At 54.0% G+C, this 18,575-nt stretch carries 13 protein-coding genes and 1 pseudogene; 7 read left to right on the top strand and 7 right to left on the bottom strand.

The annotated features are described in order from the left end of the window. Positions 1-13: 13 nt before the first annotated feature. The gene (locus tag ELY25_RS05975) at positions 14-973 is read right to left on the bottom strand and encodes an AraC family transcriptional regulator (protein WP_126950369.1); all 960 of its coding nucleotides are present in this window, start codon (positions 971-973) and stop codon (positions 14-16) included. A 382-nt stretch (positions 974-1,355) separates the two neighbouring features. On the opposite strand from ELY25_RS05975, the gene ELY25_RS05970 reads away from it, so the two are divergent. Then, positions 1,356-2,543 carry an efflux RND transporter periplasmic adaptor subunit gene (locus tag ELY25_RS05970; RefSeq protein WP_126950368.1) on the top strand — a complete coding sequence of 396 codons (1,188 nt, stop codon included), beginning with the start codon at positions 1,356-1,358 and terminating at the stop codon, positions 2,541-2,543. Between the two features lie 6 nt (positions 2,544-2,549). Continuing rightward, on the top strand, positions 2,550-5,726 hold the full coding sequence (locus tag ELY25_RS05965; protein ID WP_126950367.1) for an efflux RND transporter permease subunit: 3,177 nt from the start codon (positions 2,550-2,552) through the stop codon (positions 5,724-5,726). Between the two features lie 126 nt (positions 5,727-5,852). On the opposite strand, the gene ELY25_RS05960 is transcribed toward ELY25_RS05965, so the two are convergent. Together ELY25_RS05960 and ELY25_RS18000 are read right to left on the bottom strand one after the other, a co-directional pair. Next, complete coding sequence (locus ELY25_RS05960; RefSeq protein WP_236995658.1) at positions 5,853-7,238, bottom strand: DUF4153 domain-containing protein; 1,386 nt, start codon at positions 7,236-7,238, stop codon at positions 5,853-5,855. After that, the gene (locus ELY25_RS18000; protein ID WP_236995657.1) at positions 7,223-7,675 is read right to left on the bottom strand and encodes a hypothetical protein; all 453 of its coding nucleotides are present in this window, start codon (positions 7,673-7,675) and stop codon (positions 7,223-7,225) included. The genes ELY25_RS05960 and ELY25_RS18000 overlap by 16 nt, the downstream gene beginning before the upstream one ends. A 285-nt stretch (positions 7,676-7,960) precedes the next feature. On the opposite strand from ELY25_RS18000, the gene ELY25_RS05955 reads away from it, so the two are divergent. Continuing rightward, complete coding sequence (locus ELY25_RS05955) at positions 7,961-8,593, top strand: hypothetical protein (RefSeq protein ID WP_126950366.1); 633 nt, start codon at positions 7,961-7,963, stop codon at positions 8,591-8,593. A gap of 827 nt (positions 8,594-9,420) precedes the next feature. On the opposite strand, the gene ELY25_RS05950 is transcribed toward ELY25_RS05955, so the two are convergent. Together ELY25_RS05950 and ELY25_RS05945 are read right to left on the bottom strand one after the other, a co-directional pair. Beyond that, on the bottom strand, positions 9,421-11,088 hold the full coding sequence (locus ELY25_RS05950; protein WP_126950365.1) for a catalase: 1,668 nt from the start codon (positions 11,086-11,088) through the stop codon (positions 9,421-9,423). A 54-nt stretch (positions 11,089-11,142) separates the two neighbouring features. Continuing rightward, positions 11,143-11,667: an ankyrin repeat domain-containing protein gene (locus tag ELY25_RS05945; RefSeq protein WP_126950364.1), complete on the bottom strand. Its 525-nt coding sequence runs from the start codon at positions 11,665-11,667 to the stop codon at positions 11,143-11,145. 231 nt (positions 11,668-11,898) lie between these two features. Between ELY25_RS05945 and ELY25_RS17775 the strand changes: the two are divergent. From ELY25_RS17775 to ELY25_RS05930, 4 genes and pseudogenes are all read left to right on the top strand, one after another. Beyond that, positions 11,899-12,488: pseudogene (locus ELY25_RS17775) on the top strand (IS630 family transposase); the annotation flags it as partial. A gap of 18 nt (positions 12,489-12,506) precedes the next feature. Beyond that, complete coding sequence (locus ELY25_RS05940; protein WP_335808172.1) at positions 12,507-13,487, top strand: peroxidase family protein; 981 nt, start codon at positions 12,507-12,509, stop codon at positions 13,485-13,487. A gap of 490 nt (positions 13,488-13,977) precedes the next feature. Next, on the top strand, positions 13,978-14,196 hold the full coding sequence (locus tag ELY25_RS05935) for a VF530 family protein (protein WP_126950363.1): 219 nt from the start codon (positions 13,978-13,980) through the stop codon (positions 14,194-14,196). Positions 14,197-14,269: 73 nt separating this feature from the next. Continuing rightward, positions 14,270-14,707, top strand: coding sequence for an acetyltransferase (locus tag ELY25_RS05930; RefSeq protein ID WP_126950362.1), 438 nt, complete (start codon positions 14,270-14,272; stop codon positions 14,705-14,707). Positions 14,708-14,830: 123 nt separating this feature from the next. On the opposite strand, the gene ELY25_RS05925 is transcribed toward ELY25_RS05930, so the two are convergent. Continuing rightward, complete coding sequence (locus tag ELY25_RS05925) at positions 14,831-16,423, bottom strand: bifunctional aspartate transaminase/aspartate 4-decarboxylase (protein WP_126950361.1); 1,593 nt, start codon at positions 16,421-16,423, stop codon at positions 14,831-14,833. 34 nt (positions 16,424-16,457) lie between these two features. Further along, positions 16,458-18,143 (bottom strand): aspartate-alanine antiporter, encoded by a 1,686-nt coding sequence (gene aspT / locus ELY25_RS05920; protein WP_126950360.1) that lies wholly within the window; start codon positions 18,141-18,143, stop codon positions 16,458-16,460. Positions 18,144-18,575: the final 432 nt, after the last annotated feature.

Genomic DNA, 18,575 nt, shown 5'->3' with positions numbered 1-18,575 from the left:
CTGCCAGCCTTAATCAAGCGGTCGCTGAGGCCATCGCGGTGCCTTTTAACTGGCTAACATCGGCACGGGGCGGAGCGCCGAACATGCGGCTATACTCGCGGCTAAAGTGGGAAGGGCTTTCATAACCTACTCGGTAACTGGCGGTGGCCGCTTCCAGCCCCTCGGCCAGCATTAGTCGCCGGGCTTCGAGTAGGCGCAACTTCTTCTGGTATTGCAGGGGTGACATTCGTGTGACTTGTCGGAAGCTGTGATAAAGCGTCGATTCGCTCATATTAACGGTCGCCGCCAGCTCACCGATCTTAAGTGGCTGGGCATAGCGCTCTTTAAGAGCATAAATAACCCGCGCAATACGATTAGCTTGAGAATCCGATGCAGCAAACCGGCGCATGTGAGGCCCCATGTCGCCCATCAGGGCTCGATAGATTAGCTCCCGCCGGGCCAAGGGGGCAAGCACCTTAATATCGTCCGGTGAATCAAGCAGGCTTAATAACCGATAGAGCGCGCCCTGCATACGGGCATCCATGGGGGCCGATTTCAAACCGCAATCCATCTCGGGGCAGATAGCATCACCCCCTGCGGGCGGTGCCTTGTCACCCAGTTCCAGTATCACTCCAGCTACTTCCTGAGGCTCCACCGAGACCTTAACCGCCAGATAGGGTTTCTCTGGAGAGGCATGGTCAACTCTGCCTACCACAGGCAGGTGAACGGCGCTCGCGATGTAACTTAGGCCGCTGTGAACAATCTCCTTATCACCCAATAGCACGGTCTTGCTGCCTTGAATAATAAAGCACAGGGACGGTTCATAGACGGCGCAGTGAAAACTGGCAGGAGCGTCAGCGCGCACCAGTTGGACCTCGGCAATCGCCGTATCCTGTAGTTCTTCCAGGGGAGACCAGCGGCGGACGACTTGGATCAATTGCTGCGGCAGGCTGTCGCTGAAATGGGCGATCTGCTCAGGAACGATAACGGTCAATGGCTTTCCTCCTTAACAGATTGCAGTATATGCCTACGTTTTATAAATCAGATGCTTTTTCATCTGTTTTGCAGAATCAGGCAAGTACCTCGTAGAAATTGGCAACCCACGCTGTGTGTCATCAGACAGACACAATGCATAGACGCGAAAACCCTTTGCTATTTTGATCCGCCAGTCTTGTTCAGCTGCTTACGACCCACGACAGAATTAGGCAATCATGCCGCAGGAACGCGCTACCTTGAACGCACTCGCCTCACCTATGGTGAATGACATTTGATGGGCGCTCGATGATGTCCATTTGTTTAGCCCCTTTATGCCACCACCATCGACTGTCGATTCTGACGCTGCTATCGGTTTCCGATAGCCATTGGAGCAAGTAACCATGGTAAGCCTGTCTCAACGAACCCCGCTTGTAAGCAGAGGGGCAGTGATCCTGCTCTTACTGATAACGGTTTTACTTACTGGATGCGAGGCCCAGAGCGAGGAGTCCGTAGCATCTTCATCACCTCCACCGCCGGAAGTCGACGTAACGGAAGTCGTGGTTCAGCCGGTAGTGTTAAGTGAGTCATTCACCGGCCGAGTGGAGGCCGCGGAAACGGTGGAGCTAAGAGCTAGAGTTAGCGGCTATATCCAGGAGGTAGTGTTTGAAGAAGGTGAGCTGGTAGAGCAAGGGGCGTTGTTATTCCTGATCGATCAGCGGCCTTATCTGGCACGTGTTGGCGCCGCCCAGGCGGATCTAGCTCAGGCCAGGAGCCAACTGGCCCAGGCAGGAAGCGAAGCCGAACGTGCCCGCGTGTTGCTGGGGCGCCAGGCTATTTCTCAGGAAGTGCATGACCAACGCCAAGCGGCCTTGAACAATACTCGTGCCATGGTGGATGCCGCGCAAGCAGCGTTAGATACCGCCGAGCTTGACCTTGAGTACACTCGCATTACGGCGCCTGTTAGTGGTCGCGTTGGTCGGGCAATGGTGACCCGCGGCAATCTGGCCAACGCCGATCAGAGCCTGCTGACCACGCTGGTGAGTATTGATCCGGTTCATGTCTACTTTGAAGCGGACGAACAGGCCGCGTTTGCCAGTCAGACACTTTTGGCCGGTGAGGCGCCAAACATCCTGACGATTGAACTGGGCGGCGACTCGCAGCGGCAGTACAAGGGCACCCTGGACTTTATCGACAACCGTTTAAACCCTAACACGGGAACCCTGCAGTTCCGGGCGGTGTTAGCCAACCCGGATGGCCATATTCGTCCTGGGGAATTTGCGCGGGTCGAGATGCCGGTCGCTCGTTTAGAGCAAGCGTTGCTGGTGGACCGCAAGGCGGTATTGACCAACCAGGATCGCCGCTACGTCTATGTCATTGATGAAAACAACCTGGCAGAGCGGCGCCCGGTAACCACCGGGCGACAAGTCGACGAAATGACGGTGATCACTGAAGGACTCACTGCCGGCGACCGGGTGATCGTCAACGGCGTGCAAAAAGTTTTCATGCCGGGCATGGAAGTCTCCCCTCAACAGGTGGCGAATATTCCGCCGATTAACGCTCAACCCACCATTGCTGCCAGGGAAGAATAAACCGTCATGAACTTCTCCCGTTTCTTCGTGGACCGACCGATTTTTGCAGCGGTGCTGTCGATTATCATCCTGGCGGTGGGACTAATATCCATTCCCAATCTGCCGATTAGCGAGTATCCAGACGTGGTGCCACCCTCCGTGGTTGTCCGTACGGTTTACCCTGGAGCGAACCCAAAGGAGATCGCCGAGACGGTCGCCACGCCGCTGGAAGAAGCGATCAATGGCGTTGAGGACATGATGTACCTCAAGTCCGTCGCGGGCTCTGATGGCGTGCTGCAAATGACCATCACCTTCCGCCCAGGTACCGATGCCGAGGAGGCTGCCGTTCGGGTACAGAACCGCGTCAGCCAGGCTGAAGCTCGGTTGCCTGAAGCGGTGCGTCGTCAAGGAGTCACCACCCAGAAGCAGTCGCCAACGTTTCTGATGGTCGTTCACCTGACCTCTCCCGGTGGCGAATACGACACCCTTTACCTACGCAACTATGTACGGCTGAATGTCCGCGATCAACTGGCTCGGCTCGAAGGGATAGGGGATGCGCAAATTTTCGGCGGTGGTGATTACGCCATGCGGGCTTGGCTGGACCCAGATCGAATTGCCGCCCGCGACCTAACGGCCAGTGATGTTGTGGGCGCCATGCGCGAGCAGAATGTGCAGGTCTCCGCCGGGCAGTTGGGAGCCGAACCTATTGAACAGAGTGATTTCTTGACGCTGATCAACGCTCGTGGGCGGCTGGAAACAGAGGAGGAGTTTGGCGACATCGTGCTCAAGCGTGGCCAAAGCGGCGAGATACTCAGGCTTTCAGATGTAGCGCGGCTGGAAATGGGGGCCGGGAACTATACCCTTCGCTCGCAGTTAGACGGCCAGAATGCGGTGGCAATCGGTATCTTTCAGGCGCCGGGAGCCAATGCGTTGGCGATCCGCGAGCAGGTGGTGGCCACCATGGAGGAGTTGTCCGAACAGTTCCCTGAAGGCGTTGAATATGAGGCAGTCTACGACACCACCATTTTTGTGAATGACTCTATAAAGTCGGTGATAGCAACCCTGCTGGAAGCCGTGTTGCTGGTGGTATTAGTGGTCACGCTTTTCCTACAGACCTGGCGTGCCTCTATTATCCCTTTGCTTGCCGTGCCGGTATCGGTCATCGGTACTTTTGGGGCGCTCTACCTACTGGGTTACTCCATCAATACGCTAACCTTATTTGGGCTGGTGCTGGCCATCGGTATTGTGGTGGACGATGCCATCGTGGTGGTGGAAAACGTGGAGCGGAACATTGAGGAAGGCCTAAAGCCGCAGGCAGCCGCCCATCAGGCAATGAGAGAGGTATCCGGGCCTATCATCGCTGTCGGCCTGGTGCTGTGCGCGGTGTTTATCCCCATGGCTTTTCTCTCTGGAGTAACCGGGCAATTCTATCGGCAATTCGCGGTGACGATTGCTATCTCCACGGTGATCTCCACCATTAACTCCCTTACCCTGTCACCCGCGCTGGCAGCAATGCTGCTTAAGCCCCATCATGCGCCTAAGGATCGTCTTACCCGAGTGATTGATAAGCTGTTCGGCTGGATTTTCCGTCCCTTCAATCGCTTTTTCAATGCCAGCTCAAACAAGTACCAAGGAGGAGTAGCGCGATCTCTGAAGCATCGGGGCGCGGTGTTTGTGGTCTATGCGTTGTTGCTGATGGGCACCGGGGTGATGTTCAAGACGGTGCCGCCCGGTTTTATTCCGGTGCAGGACAAGCTGTATCTGATTGCGGGCGTCATTCTGCCGGAAGGGGCGTCTCTGGAGAGAACCGATCAGATGCTCCAGGATGTGGTGAATATTGCCCTGGAGACCGAAGGCGTGGAGCACGCCATTGCCTTTCCGGGCCTGAATGCGCTGCAGTTCACCAATACTTCCAACACCGGCGTGGCGTTTCTGACTCTCAGTGCTTTTGGTGAGCGCAGCCTTAGCGCCGCGGAGATAAACGCCCGAATTAATCAAGGCATTGGTGGCTTGAAAGAGGGGTTTGCGTTTTCATTTATGCCGCCGCCAATTCTGGGTCTGGGCAATGGTTCAGGCTTTCAGCTGTTTATTGAGGATCGCGGTAATCTTGGTTATGGAGCATTACAGGAGGCGGTTAATCAACTTCAGGGTGCGATTGCTCAAACACCGGGCATGAGTTTCCCGATCAGCAGTTATCAGTCCAACGTGCCACAGTTGGATGCAGAGATGGATCGGTTGAGGGCTAAAGCCCAGGGCGTGCCTTTGACTGAGCTGTTCGACACTCTGCAGACCTATCTGGGCTCGACCTATGTGAATGACTTCAACCGTTTTGGCCGCACCTGGCAAGTCATCGCCCAGGCGGACGCCCCTTATCGGGCAAGCGTAGAAGACATCGCTCGGCTGCGGACTCGCAATGATCAGGGAGAAATGGTGCCGATCGGCACGATGGTGGATATCAGGCAAACCTTTGGCCCGGATCCGGTACTGCGCTACAACGGTTACCCAGCGGCAGATCTAGCCGGGGAAATTGACCCTAGAGTGCTCTCTTCTGCGCAGGCCATGGACGCTATCAACGCGCTGGCGGCCGAAGTGTTACCACCGGGCATGGCGTTGGAATGGACCGACCTGAGCTACCAGCAATCCACCCAGGGTAATGCGGCACTGGTGGTCTTCCCCTTATCGATCCTGCTGGTATTTTTGGTATTGGCGGCACTCTACGAAAGCTGGACGTTACCGTTGGCTGTCATTTTGATCGTACCTATGTCCATGTTGGCAGCCTTGATTGGCGTTTGGTTTGGCGGTGGTGACAACAATATCTTCGTACAGGTGGGGCTGGTGGTGCTGATTGGCCTGGCATGCAAGAACGCGATCCTGATTGTGGAGTTCGCCCGCGAGCTTGAACTGCAAGGTAAGGGCGTGGTGGAGGCGGCGCTGGAAGCCTGCCGGTTACGTCTGCGGCCCATCATCATGACCTCGATCGCCTTCACGGCTGCCGTGTTGCCTTCGGTGATTGCCACCGGCGCAGGTGCCGAGGTGCGGGCGGCGCTGGGTACCGCTGTATTTGCGGGTATGATCGGTGTCACCCTGTTTGGCTTGTTCCTGACACCAGTGTTCTACGTCGCGCTGCGTAAGCTGTCCGGCCCTCTGGTTAGTCATCACAGCGCCACGCTAGATACCCCATCCCAGCCAGCCAGCCATCCTTGAATGGCAGGAAGAGCAATGACCTGGTAGAGCTGGGCCAGGCTAGCATATAGAAAAGAGCTAGAGAGACCGGGCTAGAAAGAAAGAGAGAAAGGCTCGCTCGGTAACTGAACAGGCAAGCACAACGGGCTATTCCCGCTGTGCTTGCCTGTTTTCATCAGATTGAATAAAAAGCTGCTGCCTGATGCTTTCGAGCGTGGGCTGCGAGCTATACAGGCAGTTACCGCTTCGGTAAGTACTCACTATCTCTGGTATGCGCTGTAGGTCGGTTGTCGGCTGGGTACTTCGGCAGTCGTTATTAAATTGAGCCTGCACGGCACCCAGCGCAATCAGTGTGCCTGTTTGCTGCCAGTCGTTCAGGTTTTCGGCATTGATTTGTGCATAAGCCTGGCCCTGCGTGCTATAGGGCGCGTAAATAAGCCATTGGAACAGGGATTCATTGCTTATCTGTATTGCCTGGCAGGGTTCGGTCTGGCTTAAACAGACAGAGTTCTGTTCAACCAGCAGATTCAACAAGGGGATGGGAAGTGAAGCGCCTTCTGGGCTCGTCTTGAACTGCCGGGCTACGTCAGTCAGGTTCTGGGTATCCACCAGCGGATCCTGGCTCCAGCGCTCGGTCTGTTTGAGCGAAAGCTCGATACGCCGAGCCAGCTCAGGCTGCGATTGGGAAAATTCACCGTCAGCCAGCGCCCGCAAGGCCAAGGTGCCCGGCTGGCCGAGCTGGAAGCGCAGGTAGTTGATATCGAAAGCCTCGGCGGTTGTGCGGCCATCCAGCAGCCGCTTGACCTGGTGCTCGGCCACCCAGTGGCGCATATCCGCCAGCGGCGTGTTGACCACGATCAATACAACAGCCACCAGCAGGGCCAGGCCGACGTTGGCGCGCTGCAGGGCGGGAAGCGCTGCCCGGCGGCGCCAGAGAAGAAGCAGGCTGTAACTCACGGTAAACGCCGCGGTTAGCGCTTGCAGCAGGGCAGCCCATAGCCTGTCCAGGCTGAGACCGTACTGATCAATGCGTAGCCAGAGCGCCCAGGCGGCCAGCACGCTTCCCACAGGCAACAGCACAACGGCTAGTAGGATGATGCGGCGTAGCCAGGTCGAATAAGGCTGCGATCCTTGGGTTTGATGAAACACCGCGTTGAAGAACAAAAGCAGGGTCAACATCAGCGCCATTAATATGGAGGAGGCTCTGCCCGTATCCCACACGGGCTGCAGGCCGGTTGCGGGCAGCACGGCAAAGAAAAGCAGTATGATAAGCGCCACCAGCGGCAGCAGCGCTTTGATAAGCGCCTCCCCCATTTGGCGCACGCTTTGAATCAGGCGAAAGCGGTTTCGAATCATCACCAGCGTCAAACCGATCACCAGCCAAGTGGCGGGGTAGACAAAAACGGGCTCGCTGAAAAGCTTTTCGAAAAAGCCCAGGCCAATCGCGGCAAACAGTGCCGCTCCCAGCCATAGCAGGCTCCAGAATGCGCCAATAAATAGCGCCAACAGGGCAAGCGTCAGGGCGAACTCCAAGAGTAATTCAGCAGCGGTGCGTAAGCGGTAGGCCAGGTTCTGCTGACAGCGCTGCTACGAAAAAACAGTGCCAGGATGAATAGCGCCACGCCAAGCGCCACGCAGAAGGCAAAAGTAAACTGATGCCGCGCCCACGGCTGCTGGGGCGTCTGTTCGACCCAGCCAAGGTGCCAGCCCAGCCAAAACAGCAGCGGGGCCAGCAATAGCGGTAGAAAATTGAGGCGATCATGTAGCCGTTCCATGCTGATCAGATAAAACGCGGGCAGAGCGAGCGTTACCGTATAAAGCGCCTTGAGCCAGCGCTGGTCACCGGCCAACCAGTGCTCGTGGTCGATTGCCAGATGAAGCGCCAGCAGCGCAACGCCCTGTATAACGGCAAGCAAAATCGAGCCAGTACTAGTGGCTTTGTCCAGCGTATTCGGGCGATTGTCATCCATGGCAGCTCTTCGTAGGTTGAGGCAGCGGGTCAGGGGGCTCGGAGTTGATAAAAAAGGGGGCTAATACCGTTTCTAATTGTTCTGCTAAGGTTAATGAACACTGTACGTGTTTGGGGCTGAGCGCATTGATGCATTAATAGAGTACCGTGCCAATATCAAAACGATCCATTAATTAAACACCGTACTTGGATGTCTTTATCTTTGCTTTACGCAAGCCAGGCTATCGGTACGCTCAGCGTTATATAGACCAGTGTTGGGTACTTATCTCAAAAAAAGGAAATTTTTATGATCAGAACCATAATGGTTGAACTGTCCACTATCGAGGCCGCCGCTTATCGCCAGAAACTTCGGGGTGGTCACTCCGGCATTGTCATCATGCGCTACGATACCGACCAACCCGGCATTGCCACTGTCAACCGCAAGTCGGGCGAGCCTGATCCTTCCCATAATACCGACCTGAAACTGTTTCCCCTTGAAGCATTCAAGGAAGCCATGGAGCTGACGTCCGGAATGCCCTATTCGCGTCGCGGCAAAGTCAAGCTCAGTGCCGAGAAAGAGGATGCGAGCGCCCAAGAGGAGACAGCTGAAGAACTGGCTACCGTAGATAGCGATGAGTATGAAGCGATTGTAAAGACCTATACCAACCGCAAAGGCGAGCTATCCTACGAGCTGTTAAATAAGGATTTCATTCAGTTTGCCAAGTCAAGCAAGGTTATTTCTGACATGGTGGCTAACCGCGCGTTAGAAGATGATATCCGCGACCACGTCGTCAAAGTCAAACTCGAAAGCATCACTGGGAACCGCGAATTGACGGTAGCTCAAACCCAACGAATTGTTGAGATGCTCGATGAAGTCAGCCCACGTCACGTTTTCAAAGAGCTGAATGACGAAATCAGAAAAATGCTCGCTAGCCGTTAAATAATGGCTGGGGTCAGCGTCTTCATCGTTCATAGTACGCTGGCCCTGATGAATCGCGTCGCTTCCTAAAAGCGGTATTAAAAAGTATCAGCTCTTTCTGAATCTCAAAGCCTCGTCGCTTTCCAACCGCCTAGACAAGTGATCGATCCTTCAATATATCGTGCTGTCTTATAGTTTTTTGCAATGCTACTCATAGTAGGCGATGGCACTTTCGGCCCTGGTGCGGCCCGAAATATCGTCTACGCTAACTTAGAATCGCGCCATTTAGTCGAGGAGAATAACGTGTCCGAACAGAGGCCTATCAGAACGGCGATATGGAAAATGCGTGGGAGGCGCTCAGATCAACAATCTGACCGTTATGCAACGACTGGAGCGGCTGGTCCAAGCCACGCCCTAGCGTCTATTCCGCTAACAGGGTGACGTAAACACTAGGACGAATGTGGCGTGTTATTCGAGCGGGAAGGCATCTTCGCCTTCAGTATCGTGCAACTGAAACCGCGCAGATAAGGTAGGCCAACAACCAACACAGCGATGCCAACCAGAGCCAGACAAGGTTATGTTCTGGCCATAGAGTCCGCAACCCGGTCGCTGAAAAATCAGTAGAGCGCAACCCTACAATAGGCCAGCCGGAGGTCGATGCTTGCGGGTGCGCTGCCAGGTTACCTTCAACATCATGGTAATAGAGAGCGTGCCCAACGCCCTCACCGTCAGCAAGTGAAGCGAAGTCCGCCACGGCAGCCCCTGCGCCACGAGCCGGAGAACGAAACGCTTGTTCTCCGGCTCGTGGGTAATGTTGTTCATCTAGGCTTGACCTAAATGAGTGAGAGCTATAGCTTTCCTGACATGACTTCCTCAGCGGTCGCCATATGGTTGGTTACCGAGCTCGTCCATTGGCCCCAAACCTCGGGGTTGATGCTGTCGCCGTTCGACCCGAGGTTCTTCAACCGGCGCTGGTCCTCGTCGGTCAACACCTGCTTGGGTAATGGCTCCAGGTGACTGACATCTTTGGCGGTTATGCCCAGCTTTTCGCCGACTCGATTGCCATAGTCATCGTGAACTAACAGGAAATGCCATAACATACGTTCCTGTACGTCCCGCTCGCATTGGCCGAGTAGGTTGCCCATGTTATTGACCAAGTCATCTCGCTCCCATTCCATCATGGTTTCAAACCGAGCTCTGGCCTGTTGGTAATCATTGCGACGCTCGAGTACGCTCCGCGTCAGCTGGCCGGTAATTTCGGGCGGATGAAAATCGCCTTCTGGCGTAGATTCATGCAAACCGTCGTGCATTGATGGCTCATAATTTACATGCGGGTTCTGACCGGGTGCCATGTCCCGGTAGTAAGAAGCCTGGCCACCAGTTTGATTGGTTTGTTGGACGGCGTTCTTGGGCTGGTTGACCGGGAGCTGCAGATAGTTAGTACCCAGGCGGTAGCGCTGGGTGTCCGAATAAGAGAAGGTCCTCCCCACGAGCATTTTATCGTCGGAGAAGTCCAGGCCGTCGACCAAAACGCCCGTCCCCATAGCAATTTGCTCATTTTCATTGAAAAAATCTTCGACATTGCGGTTCAACGTCATCACACCCACATGGCGTAGAGGGAAATCTTTTTCAGGCCAGATTTTAGTGTCATCCAGTGGGTCCCAATCGAGCTCGGGGTGCTCGTGGTCTTCCATGATTTGCACATACATATCCCACTGCGGGTAATTGCCGCCTTCGATCGCTTCGTACATATCCCTGGAGGCGTGCCCCAAATCCTGGCCTTGTACTTTCGCCGCTTCCTCGTCTGTGAAGCTTGCGATGCCGCAGCGTGGGTGAAAGTGGTATTTTACCAGGAAGGTCTCGCCTTTCTCGTTCACCATTTTGTAAGTGTTGACGCCGAAGCCTTCCATATGGCGGTAGGTAGCCGGAATGCCGCGCGGGCTGAACAAGTGCGTAAGCATATGCATGGATTCCGGCGTCTGACTCATAAAGTCGAAAATGCGGTTGGGCTCTTGATGAAACGTTACCGGATCAGGTTTTAGAGCGTGGATGACGTCAGGGAACTTGATCGCGTCCCGAATGAAGAAGATCGCCAGGTTGTTCCCTACTAGGTCCCAGTTTCCATCCTCAGTATAGAATTTGATTGCAAAACCGCGTGGATCACGCGCTGATTCGGAAGAATCTCGGCCGCCGATTACGGTAGAAAAGCGGATGGCAAGATCCGTTTTTTTACCGGGATGCTGAAATAACTTGGCACGGGTATACTTAGAGGCTGGTTCGTCGCCGATCTTACCGGTCACTTCCAGCTCACCATAAGCGACGAAACCTCGTGCGTGTACCACACGCTCGGGAATGCGCTCGCGATCGAAATGGCTGATCTTCTCCAGGAAGTGGTAGTTTTCGAGCGTGGCCGGACCGCGGCTACCGATCGTGCGCTGCGACTGGTTGTTGGTCACCGGGTGGCCCTGGCGGGTAGTTAAGGTTTTCTGTGGCTGGTGATCGCTTTGATCTTTCATAACGTTGCTCCTTAATCATTTTCTGCTAAAGCGTGTTCTGTTGACTATAAGCTGTCAGGCATTGAGCGTTGCTCTGCTTTTCTCCGCGCCCATTACTTGTGCCAGCATAGCCGCTGTCATTCCGTCTGCGTTTGTTAGCGATGGGTCCGCGCCCTGCTCCACCAACAACTCGACCATCTCTTCGCGATTGAACATTGCCGCAAACATTAAAGGTGTTTTCGCCCCCGGCTCTCGGCCGTTCACGTCAGCCTTGTGAGCGAGGAGGAGACGCGCCATATTGATATCACCTCTATAGGCGGCGCCTGCTAGCGGGGTTTGGTTCCGCTCGTTAGCGAGTTCCGGATCTGCACCATACTGTAAAAGCAGCCTGGCCATATCGAGGTGCCCGTGGTAGCTGGCGAGCATAAGTAAGCTGTCGCCTTTGCTGTCGCATAAGTTGGGGACAAGCCCCATTTCCAGCAATCGGCGAACGCGTTTCGTGTCGCCCTGTCGAATTACTTGGAAAAGCTCTTCTGCCAATGCATGAGTTTCAGCATCCAATGCGGGGCGGGAATGTGGCGCTTGTTTTTGAACGTCCATACTTTCTCCTCAGCTCAATGCTGTCTCCTCAGCTCAATGCTGTCTCTTGAACTCGGTGCCGTTAAAGATTGTTTAAAGCGTAGACCATTAACTGATAGTCTCATTACATCTATAGGATAGGTTTATGCTATAGAAACCGTTAATGAGACATATATGGAGGCATTGTTATGCTAAGTGCTGATCTAAAATTTAGTGTATATCCATGCCAGGATTTCTGACACGGACAGAACCATGGAAAAACGCTTCGTTGCCCCTCTCCCTGAACCTGAACAACAGACGCTGGCCTCCGCCTATCACCATGGCGAGAAGCGCGCTCTCCGTCGTCGGGCGCATGCCATTCTGCTGAGTGACCAAGGTTATACGATTAACCAAATCAGTGAGGTACTTCAAGTTCGCCGCGATGCCGTCTCACGATGGTTCAAGCAATGGGAAGTGTCCGGTCTTGATAGGCTCATCGACAAGCCGCGTAGTGGACGAACACCCGCTCTCAATGAACACGATCACAAACGACTGCAAGCGTTAGTAGCCGAGCATCCCCATCAGATTCGCGCCTTACAGGCTCGCTTTCAAAAAGAAACCGGCAAGTCTGTCGCCACGGTGACACTGCGCCGGGCGTTGAAAAAAATGGCTATAGCTTCAAGCGCATTCGGCACTCACTCAAGCCCCAGCGTGACGAAACGGACTTTCGCAACACGCAAGGCCTGATGAAGGCGCTTCACGAGCGAGAAGATCAAGGCGAGCACGACCTCTACTACTTCGATGAATCAGGTTTTTCACAAGCGTCGTCGGTGCCTTATGCATGGAGCCCTAACGGCGTGCCAGATGCGGCGAAATCCGCGATGGACGTGCGTGAAACCTTCGCCCGCATGGGGATGAGCGACCGCGAAACCGTCGCACTGACCGTGGGTGGCCACACCTTCGGTAAAGTGCACGGCAACGGGCCAGCGGACGCCGTCGGCGGGGCGCCTGAAGAAGCCAATATTCACGAGCAGGGTGTGGGCTGGGCCAACAAGCACGAAACCGGCCTAGGCGAATACACCATCACCTCGGGCCTTGAAGGCGTCTGGACGCCCACGCCCACCAAGTGGGATAACACCTATCTTGAGACGATTTTCTCCCACGAGTGGAAGGTCAAAAAGTCACCGGCTGGCGCCAATCAGTGGGAGCCTGTGGAGGTTAAAGATGGATTCTGGGTGCCCGATGCGCACGTGGAAGGCAGGAAAAACCCGCCGGTGATGAACGCGGCCGACATGGCCATGATTGTCGACCCGGATTACCTGAAGATATCCAAGGAGTATCGCGATAACCCGGACGTTCTCGCCGACGAGTTCGCCCGTGCCTGGTACAAGCTGCTGCATCGCGATATGGGGCCGAGTGCCCGCTACCTCGGGCCACAGGTTCCCAATGAGGTTCTTGTCTGGCAAGATCCGGTGCCCAAGCACGAAGGGCCGCTGGTTTCTGATGAACAGATCGCGACGCTCAAGCAGGCAATTGCCGACCCCGAGCTCACCGCCAAGCAGTTGGTGGAGACTGCTTGGGCTTCGGCCTGTACTTACCGCCAGACGGACCATCGCGGCGGCGCCAATGGCGCGCGCATTCGCCTCGAACCGCAAACCGCAAACCGGCTGGGATATCAACGTGCGCGGCGGCGTGGCGGATGTGATCGACCAGTTGGAGAAGATAAGGGCGCTTCTGAGGCCAATATTTCACTGGCGGACGTGATCGTTCTGGGGGGTGGCGTTGGGGTCGAGATGGCCGCGAAGGCGGCTGGGCATGAGCTTACAGTGCCGTTCACGCCGGGGCGCACTGACACATCCTAGGAGATGACCGAAGTGGATGCCCATGCCTATCTCGAACCTAGGCACGATGCGTTCCGCAATTATATGCAGGAGCAGTCGATGCCTATTCCGGCCGAGCACTTGATGATCGACCGGGCATTTATGCTGAACCTTAGCGCCCCCCCCCCAGATGGCCGCGCTCCTGGGTGGCATGCGGGCTATCGGTATCAATGCTGGTGATAACAACACCGATGGTATCTTCACTCATCGCTAGGGCCAGCTGACCAATGATTTCTTCGTCAATCTCATCGATATGGGCACCGTCTGGGAGCCGGTTGATGAGAACGATCGGTTCGACTTACACCGCTAAGGTTCAGGCCTTTGATGAGCGAAAAGCTTTTCGCTCGCTTAACCTAAATAAGCGCGGCGGAAGGCTACTTTCGCCGCGCTTTTCCATTTCCTCTGTTAACATTCGTGGTCTATCGCACCGTTAGTTGGATAGCGTTTTGACTATGCCACCGGGAATCACTCGATGAACCATCCGCAACCTAACAACCCTTTACATGGCTTAAGCCTTGAAAAGATTTTAACCCGCTTGGTTGAACGCTACGGCTGGGATGGCTTGTACGCAGAAATTAGCGTCAACTGTTTCCATAATGATCCTTCTATCAAATCCTCATTGAAGTTCTTACGCAAAACGCAGTGGGCACGCGATAAAGTAGAAGCGCTGTATATCAACACGTTTACATAAAGCTTGTTGTACTGAGCACTCCCTCGTCGCGCATGTCGACGATGGAACTGGTTCAGGTTCATCTGGTGCAGTGATGAAAATAGAGAAAGCCACCAAAGCCGATTACCCCGTGTTAATTGAAGTATGGGAGGCCTCCGTTCGTGCGACCCATGATTTCCTGGCAGAAAGCGATTTACTGGCGCTCAAGTCGCTTATTCTTGAGCAGTACTTTGATGCAATCGATTTGATGGTAGCCAGAAACGATGCTGGCGATATCGTCGGCTTTAGCGGGGTTAGCGACGGCAATATTGAAATGCTGTTTATTGCCCCTCACGCTCGCAGCCAAGGTGTGGGTGCGCTATTGGTATCCCACGCTATCAAGACACAGGCGGCCACCAAGGTAGATGTGAACGAACAAAATGAGCAGGCAGTTGGCTTCTATCAGCACATCGGGTTTTCGGTTATAGGGCGCTCGCCGCTGGATGGTCAGGGCAAACCTTACCCGCTGCTGCATATGGCGTTATCGAAGTAGTAACGATTGACTTCACTCTACTTCAGCCATGGATCGTTTGTTGTTTGCCTCATCTGACTGCTTTAACCGGATCAATGATAATACCGCTGCGAGCCTTGCATCAGGCTGACAGCGGTACTCTCATTAGTGCTCAGTTTCTTTCTTGAAAGCCGTGTAATACTCATCGGCGAGGGCGCGAAGAGCATGGCCGATAGCGGTGTATTCGTATTCGTTAAGGTTAGCAAGTGAAGCTCGTCCCGAGGGGTGTTGGGTACCAAAACCTCGGCCAGGTAATAGAACGATGCCGGTTTCATCGGCGATACGAAACAGCAGCTCATTAGTGGTGAATTTGGTCTTCACCCAGTTGGCGAAGTCGCCGCCGTATAGCTTCTCGGCAATCTCTTCTAGGTCCAACAGAGTGTAGTAGTCGACCTCATTGGGATTTTTTTCAAGTTCAATACCAAGCTCACGGTACAACGCCTTCTCACGCTGGCGGATAACCTTTTTCAAGGCAGCTTTGTACGTGTCATGCTCATCCATAAGTGCAAAGAGTGAGAACAGTACCATTTGAACCTGCTGGGGCGTGGAGAGACCAGCAGTATGGTTGAGCGCCACAGTACGGCTATCTGCGACCAGACGATCAATGAACTTTAGCTCGCTTACATCGGGAATAATGGAGCTGTAGCGACGCTCAAGCTGTTCCTGCATATCAGTGGGCAAGCTGGCCAGCATGTCATCAAGCACATTGCCCTGATGTGTGGCTACCACTCCCAGCCGCCAGCCGGTTGCGCCAAAGTATTTCGAAAAGGAGTAAACCAGAATGGTATTGCGGGGGCAGGCAGCAAACAGTGAGCGGAAGTCGTCAGCAAAAGTGCCATAAACATCATCGGTCAGAATAATAAGATCGGGCCGATCATTACTGACAATATCAGCGATCTTATCCAGGCTTCGATCATCTACTTTAACCGAAGGGGGATTGCTGGGGTTAATACAGAAGAAGACCTTGATGTCCGGGTCCCTCAATTTTTCGAGTTCCTCATCAGGGTACTGCCAGCCGTTGGCAGGGTCGGCATTAATGGCCACCTCTACCAGACCGTACTCATCAAGTTGCGGAATTTCGATATAGGGAGTGAATACCGGCATGCCGATGGCCACTTTATCGCCGCGTTTTATTAAGCCATTCTGCTTAAGGGTGTCGAATATATAAGTCATTGCGGCCGTGCCACCTTCAACGGCAAAGACATCTACCTGACCAGCCGTCAGGGAGCCGCCTACCATCTCTTTGACCAGATATTGGCAAACAATTTTTTCACTGATACGTAGCATGCGGGGTGGCACTGGGTAGTTACACCCGAGAATACCTTCGACTATCTCATGTAAGAATTGTGAGGCCGATAGTCCCAACTGGTCGCGTACATAGGAAAGGCTGCGGCTAAGGAAACGCACCCCTTCAAGATCACGATGCTCGCTGGTAAAGCGCTCAAAGCGCCCTTCGATACCCTCGATGTTGGGCAACCCGCCAATCCCTTGCTGCATATAGGAGTAGGAGAGTTCCGACTCTGATGCCGCGAACAGCCCTAGCTGAAAAAAAGCCCGCCGCGGCAGGGTGGCCATGAAGTTGGGATTACCGCGCCCTGCATTGAGCATGGTACGGTTTTCCTTGCCTGAGGCTAGTTTTATCAATTCATCCTTAAGCTCAAACGGACTAAGTTTTGCATACTGGCTGTAATCGTTCATGCTGCTCTCCCTGCAATGAATGGACGGGTTGTTGCTAAACCAGTGCAACGATGAGAGGCCCCAGCAGCGTCAGGAAAACGTTGGCCAAGGCATAGGTAATGGCAAAGGAAGCCGTGGGTACTGAATTGCCTGCTTTGTCGAGTACTTCACCAAAGGCAGGGTTAGCGCTGCGAGAGCCTGATAGGGCGCCGGCAAAAATCGCTACATTGTCATAGTGAAGTAGATAGCGCCCCACCAGCATGGTGATGATTAAGGGGATAATGGTAACAGCCACGCCGATCAGGAAAATGGATATACCACTCTCCATGACGGTGAGTACCGCTTGCTGACCGGATTGCAAGCCGACAACTGCCACAAAGCCCGCAAGGCCTAGGTCGCGCAGCAGGGTGGAAGCACCAGTGGGCATATTGCCGATAGCCATATTGCGGCTACGGTACCAGCCGAAAATCAGGCCTGCCAACAAGGCTCCTCCTCCGCTGCCAAGCGTTAGAGGGATAGACCCGATGCGCAGTACCAACAGACCAATTAAAAGACCAACGACCACACCGAGCCCATGAAACACAAAGTCGGTCTTATCGCTTGGCACAATCACCGGACCCACGCGTTTAGCGATGCGCTGCAGATCTTCCTGAAGCCCATAGATGGTGACCACGTCCCCAGCGCGTATGCTTGTATCTACTTTGATCTCGACAGGAATGCCGCCACGCTTGACGCCTAGCACGAATACGCCGTGTCTCAGCTCTCTCGTTGAAGCAATGATCTGGCCTACCGTATGCCCTGCGAACTCCCTGTTGGTGACCACCACATCACGAGTGGAAATAATCATTTCCATGCCTTCCGATGATTGCAGCTCAGGCCCAATCTTGGCTCCCAATCCCACCATGCCCTGGCGGTGTCCAACCAGCAGCAGAATATCGCCTTGTTGAAGGGCCATGTCAGGTTCGTTACCGATGATTTCACCCTTGCGCTTGAGCCGTTCCACGGCAATGGGAGAGGCCATTGTCATCGCCTCAATATCAGCAATACGTTTTCCTGACGCTGCCTGTACCTCGAAGAGCCGACTAACGAGCTCTGGCAAAGCGCTGCTCTCACCAGGGCCGAATACTTTGGCGCCTGCTAATAACTCGGCTTCTGCCTTGACGGCATCATCTCGGATACCGCGGCGTATAAACCACGGGAGTAAATTGACGCAGATAAGGATGGCGCCGAGAGAGCCAAAGATATACGTAACGGCGTAACCTACTGCCACGTTAGCCTGCAACTGCTGGGTCTGCTCGGGTGAAAGGCCAAGCTGAGCGATGGCTGAGCTCGCCGTACCGATAATAGCGGATTGGGTAAGACCGCCTGCGGCGATTCCAGCGGCCAGCCCCTTATCGAGGGAGAAAATCTTGGCCAATAGAACAACGGTAATCAAACCGCTGATAGACAAGACCGCAGCCATCACAATTTCGCGTAGCGAGCGGCGCCCCAAGGAGCGAAAGAACTGAGGGCCGCTCTCAAACCCAACCGCATAAATGAACAGGGCAAATAGTACTGTCCGGATGCCGTTGTCGATGGGAACCCCCACCTGGCTGATCAGAACAGCCACCAACAGTGACCCTGCCACGCCCCCAAGCTGGAATTTCCCGAATTGAAACTTACCTATCCAATACCCGCCCGCGAGCGCCATAAAAAGGGCTATCTCAGGAGACTGCTGAAAGATTGAACGCACGAACTCCATATGTCCCTCTCCTAATTCAAAAGAGCGAGTAAGCAGAAATGATTAAGGCAATAGTATCGAGTATCAGCAATTAAGAATGCCGGTAGAAAGGCCGCCAAGATCTTAAATCAACCTAATGCAGAGCTTTGCATAAAGCTAGTTAAGAAGTGATGAACTAAAAATGATAGATATATTTTTGCTATTTGTTTATCTGTTGATGGCCTACCTGTATTACGTCGCTATTTGGTTTGGCATCTACGGTAAACGTGACACTTATTATTTTGCTCAAGAGAACCGTGTCTATTTAGCATACGTTATAAGTGCTCTATCTTTGCCTACTTGAAACTTTAAAAGCAGCGCTTTAATAGGGGTTGTGTTAATAAAATTTACTACAGAGTATTAGATGGTACGCTGCGAATGACCTACATGCTCTGCTTTAAGCCCATTTTATGC

The organism is Vreelandella populi (genome assembly GCF_003989825.1).
Lineage (GTDB): Bacteria > Pseudomonadota > Gammaproteobacteria > Pseudomonadales > Halomonadaceae > Vreelandella > Vreelandella populi.
The sequence above is the reverse complement of the archived record's forward strand: the minus strand, read 5'-3'. Positions and strand labels throughout refer to the sequence as shown.

Excerpts from the sequence above, each read along its gene's own strand:
- ELY25_RS05970 (WP_126950368.1), top strand. The coding sequence starts at position 1,356 with ATGGTAAGCCTGTCTCAACGAACCCCGCTTGTAAGCAGAGGGGCAGTG.
- ELY25_RS05965 (WP_126950367.1), top strand. The coding sequence starts at position 2,550 with ATGAACTTCTCCCGTTTCTTCGTGGACCGACCGATTTTTGCAGCGGTG.
- ELY25_RS18000 (WP_236995657.1), bottom strand. The coding sequence starts at position 7,675 with ATGGATGACAATCGCCCGAATACGCTGGACAAAGCCACTAGTACTGGC.
- ELY25_RS05955 (WP_126950366.1), top strand. The coding sequence starts at position 7,961 with ATGATCAGAACCATAATGGTTGAACTGTCCACTATCGAGGCCGCCGCT.
- ELY25_RS05950 (WP_126950365.1), bottom strand. The coding sequence starts at position 11,088 with ATGAAAGATCAAAGCGATCACCAGCCACAGAAAACCTTAACTACCCGC.
- ELY25_RS05945 (WP_126950364.1), bottom strand. The coding sequence starts at position 11,667 with ATGGACGTTCAAAAACAAGCGCCACATTCCCGCCCCGCATTGGATGCT.
- ELY25_RS05940 (WP_335808172.1), top strand. The coding sequence starts at position 12,507 with ATGGACGTGCGTGAAACCTTCGCCCGCATGGGGATGAGCGACCGCGAA.
- ELY25_RS05935 (WP_126950363.1), top strand. The coding sequence starts at position 13,978 with ATGAACCATCCGCAACCTAACAACCCTTTACATGGCTTAAGCCTTGAA.
- ELY25_RS05930 (WP_126950362.1), top strand. The coding sequence starts at position 14,270 with ATGAAAATAGAGAAAGCCACCAAAGCCGATTACCCCGTGTTAATTGAA.
- ELY25_RS05925 (WP_126950361.1), bottom strand. The coding sequence starts at position 16,423 with ATGAACGATTACAGCCAGTATGCAAAACTTAGTCCGTTTGAGCTTAAG.
- aspT (WP_126950360.1), bottom strand. The coding sequence starts at position 18,143 with ATGGAGTTCGTGCGTTCAATCTTTCAGCAGTCTCCTGAGATAGCCCTT.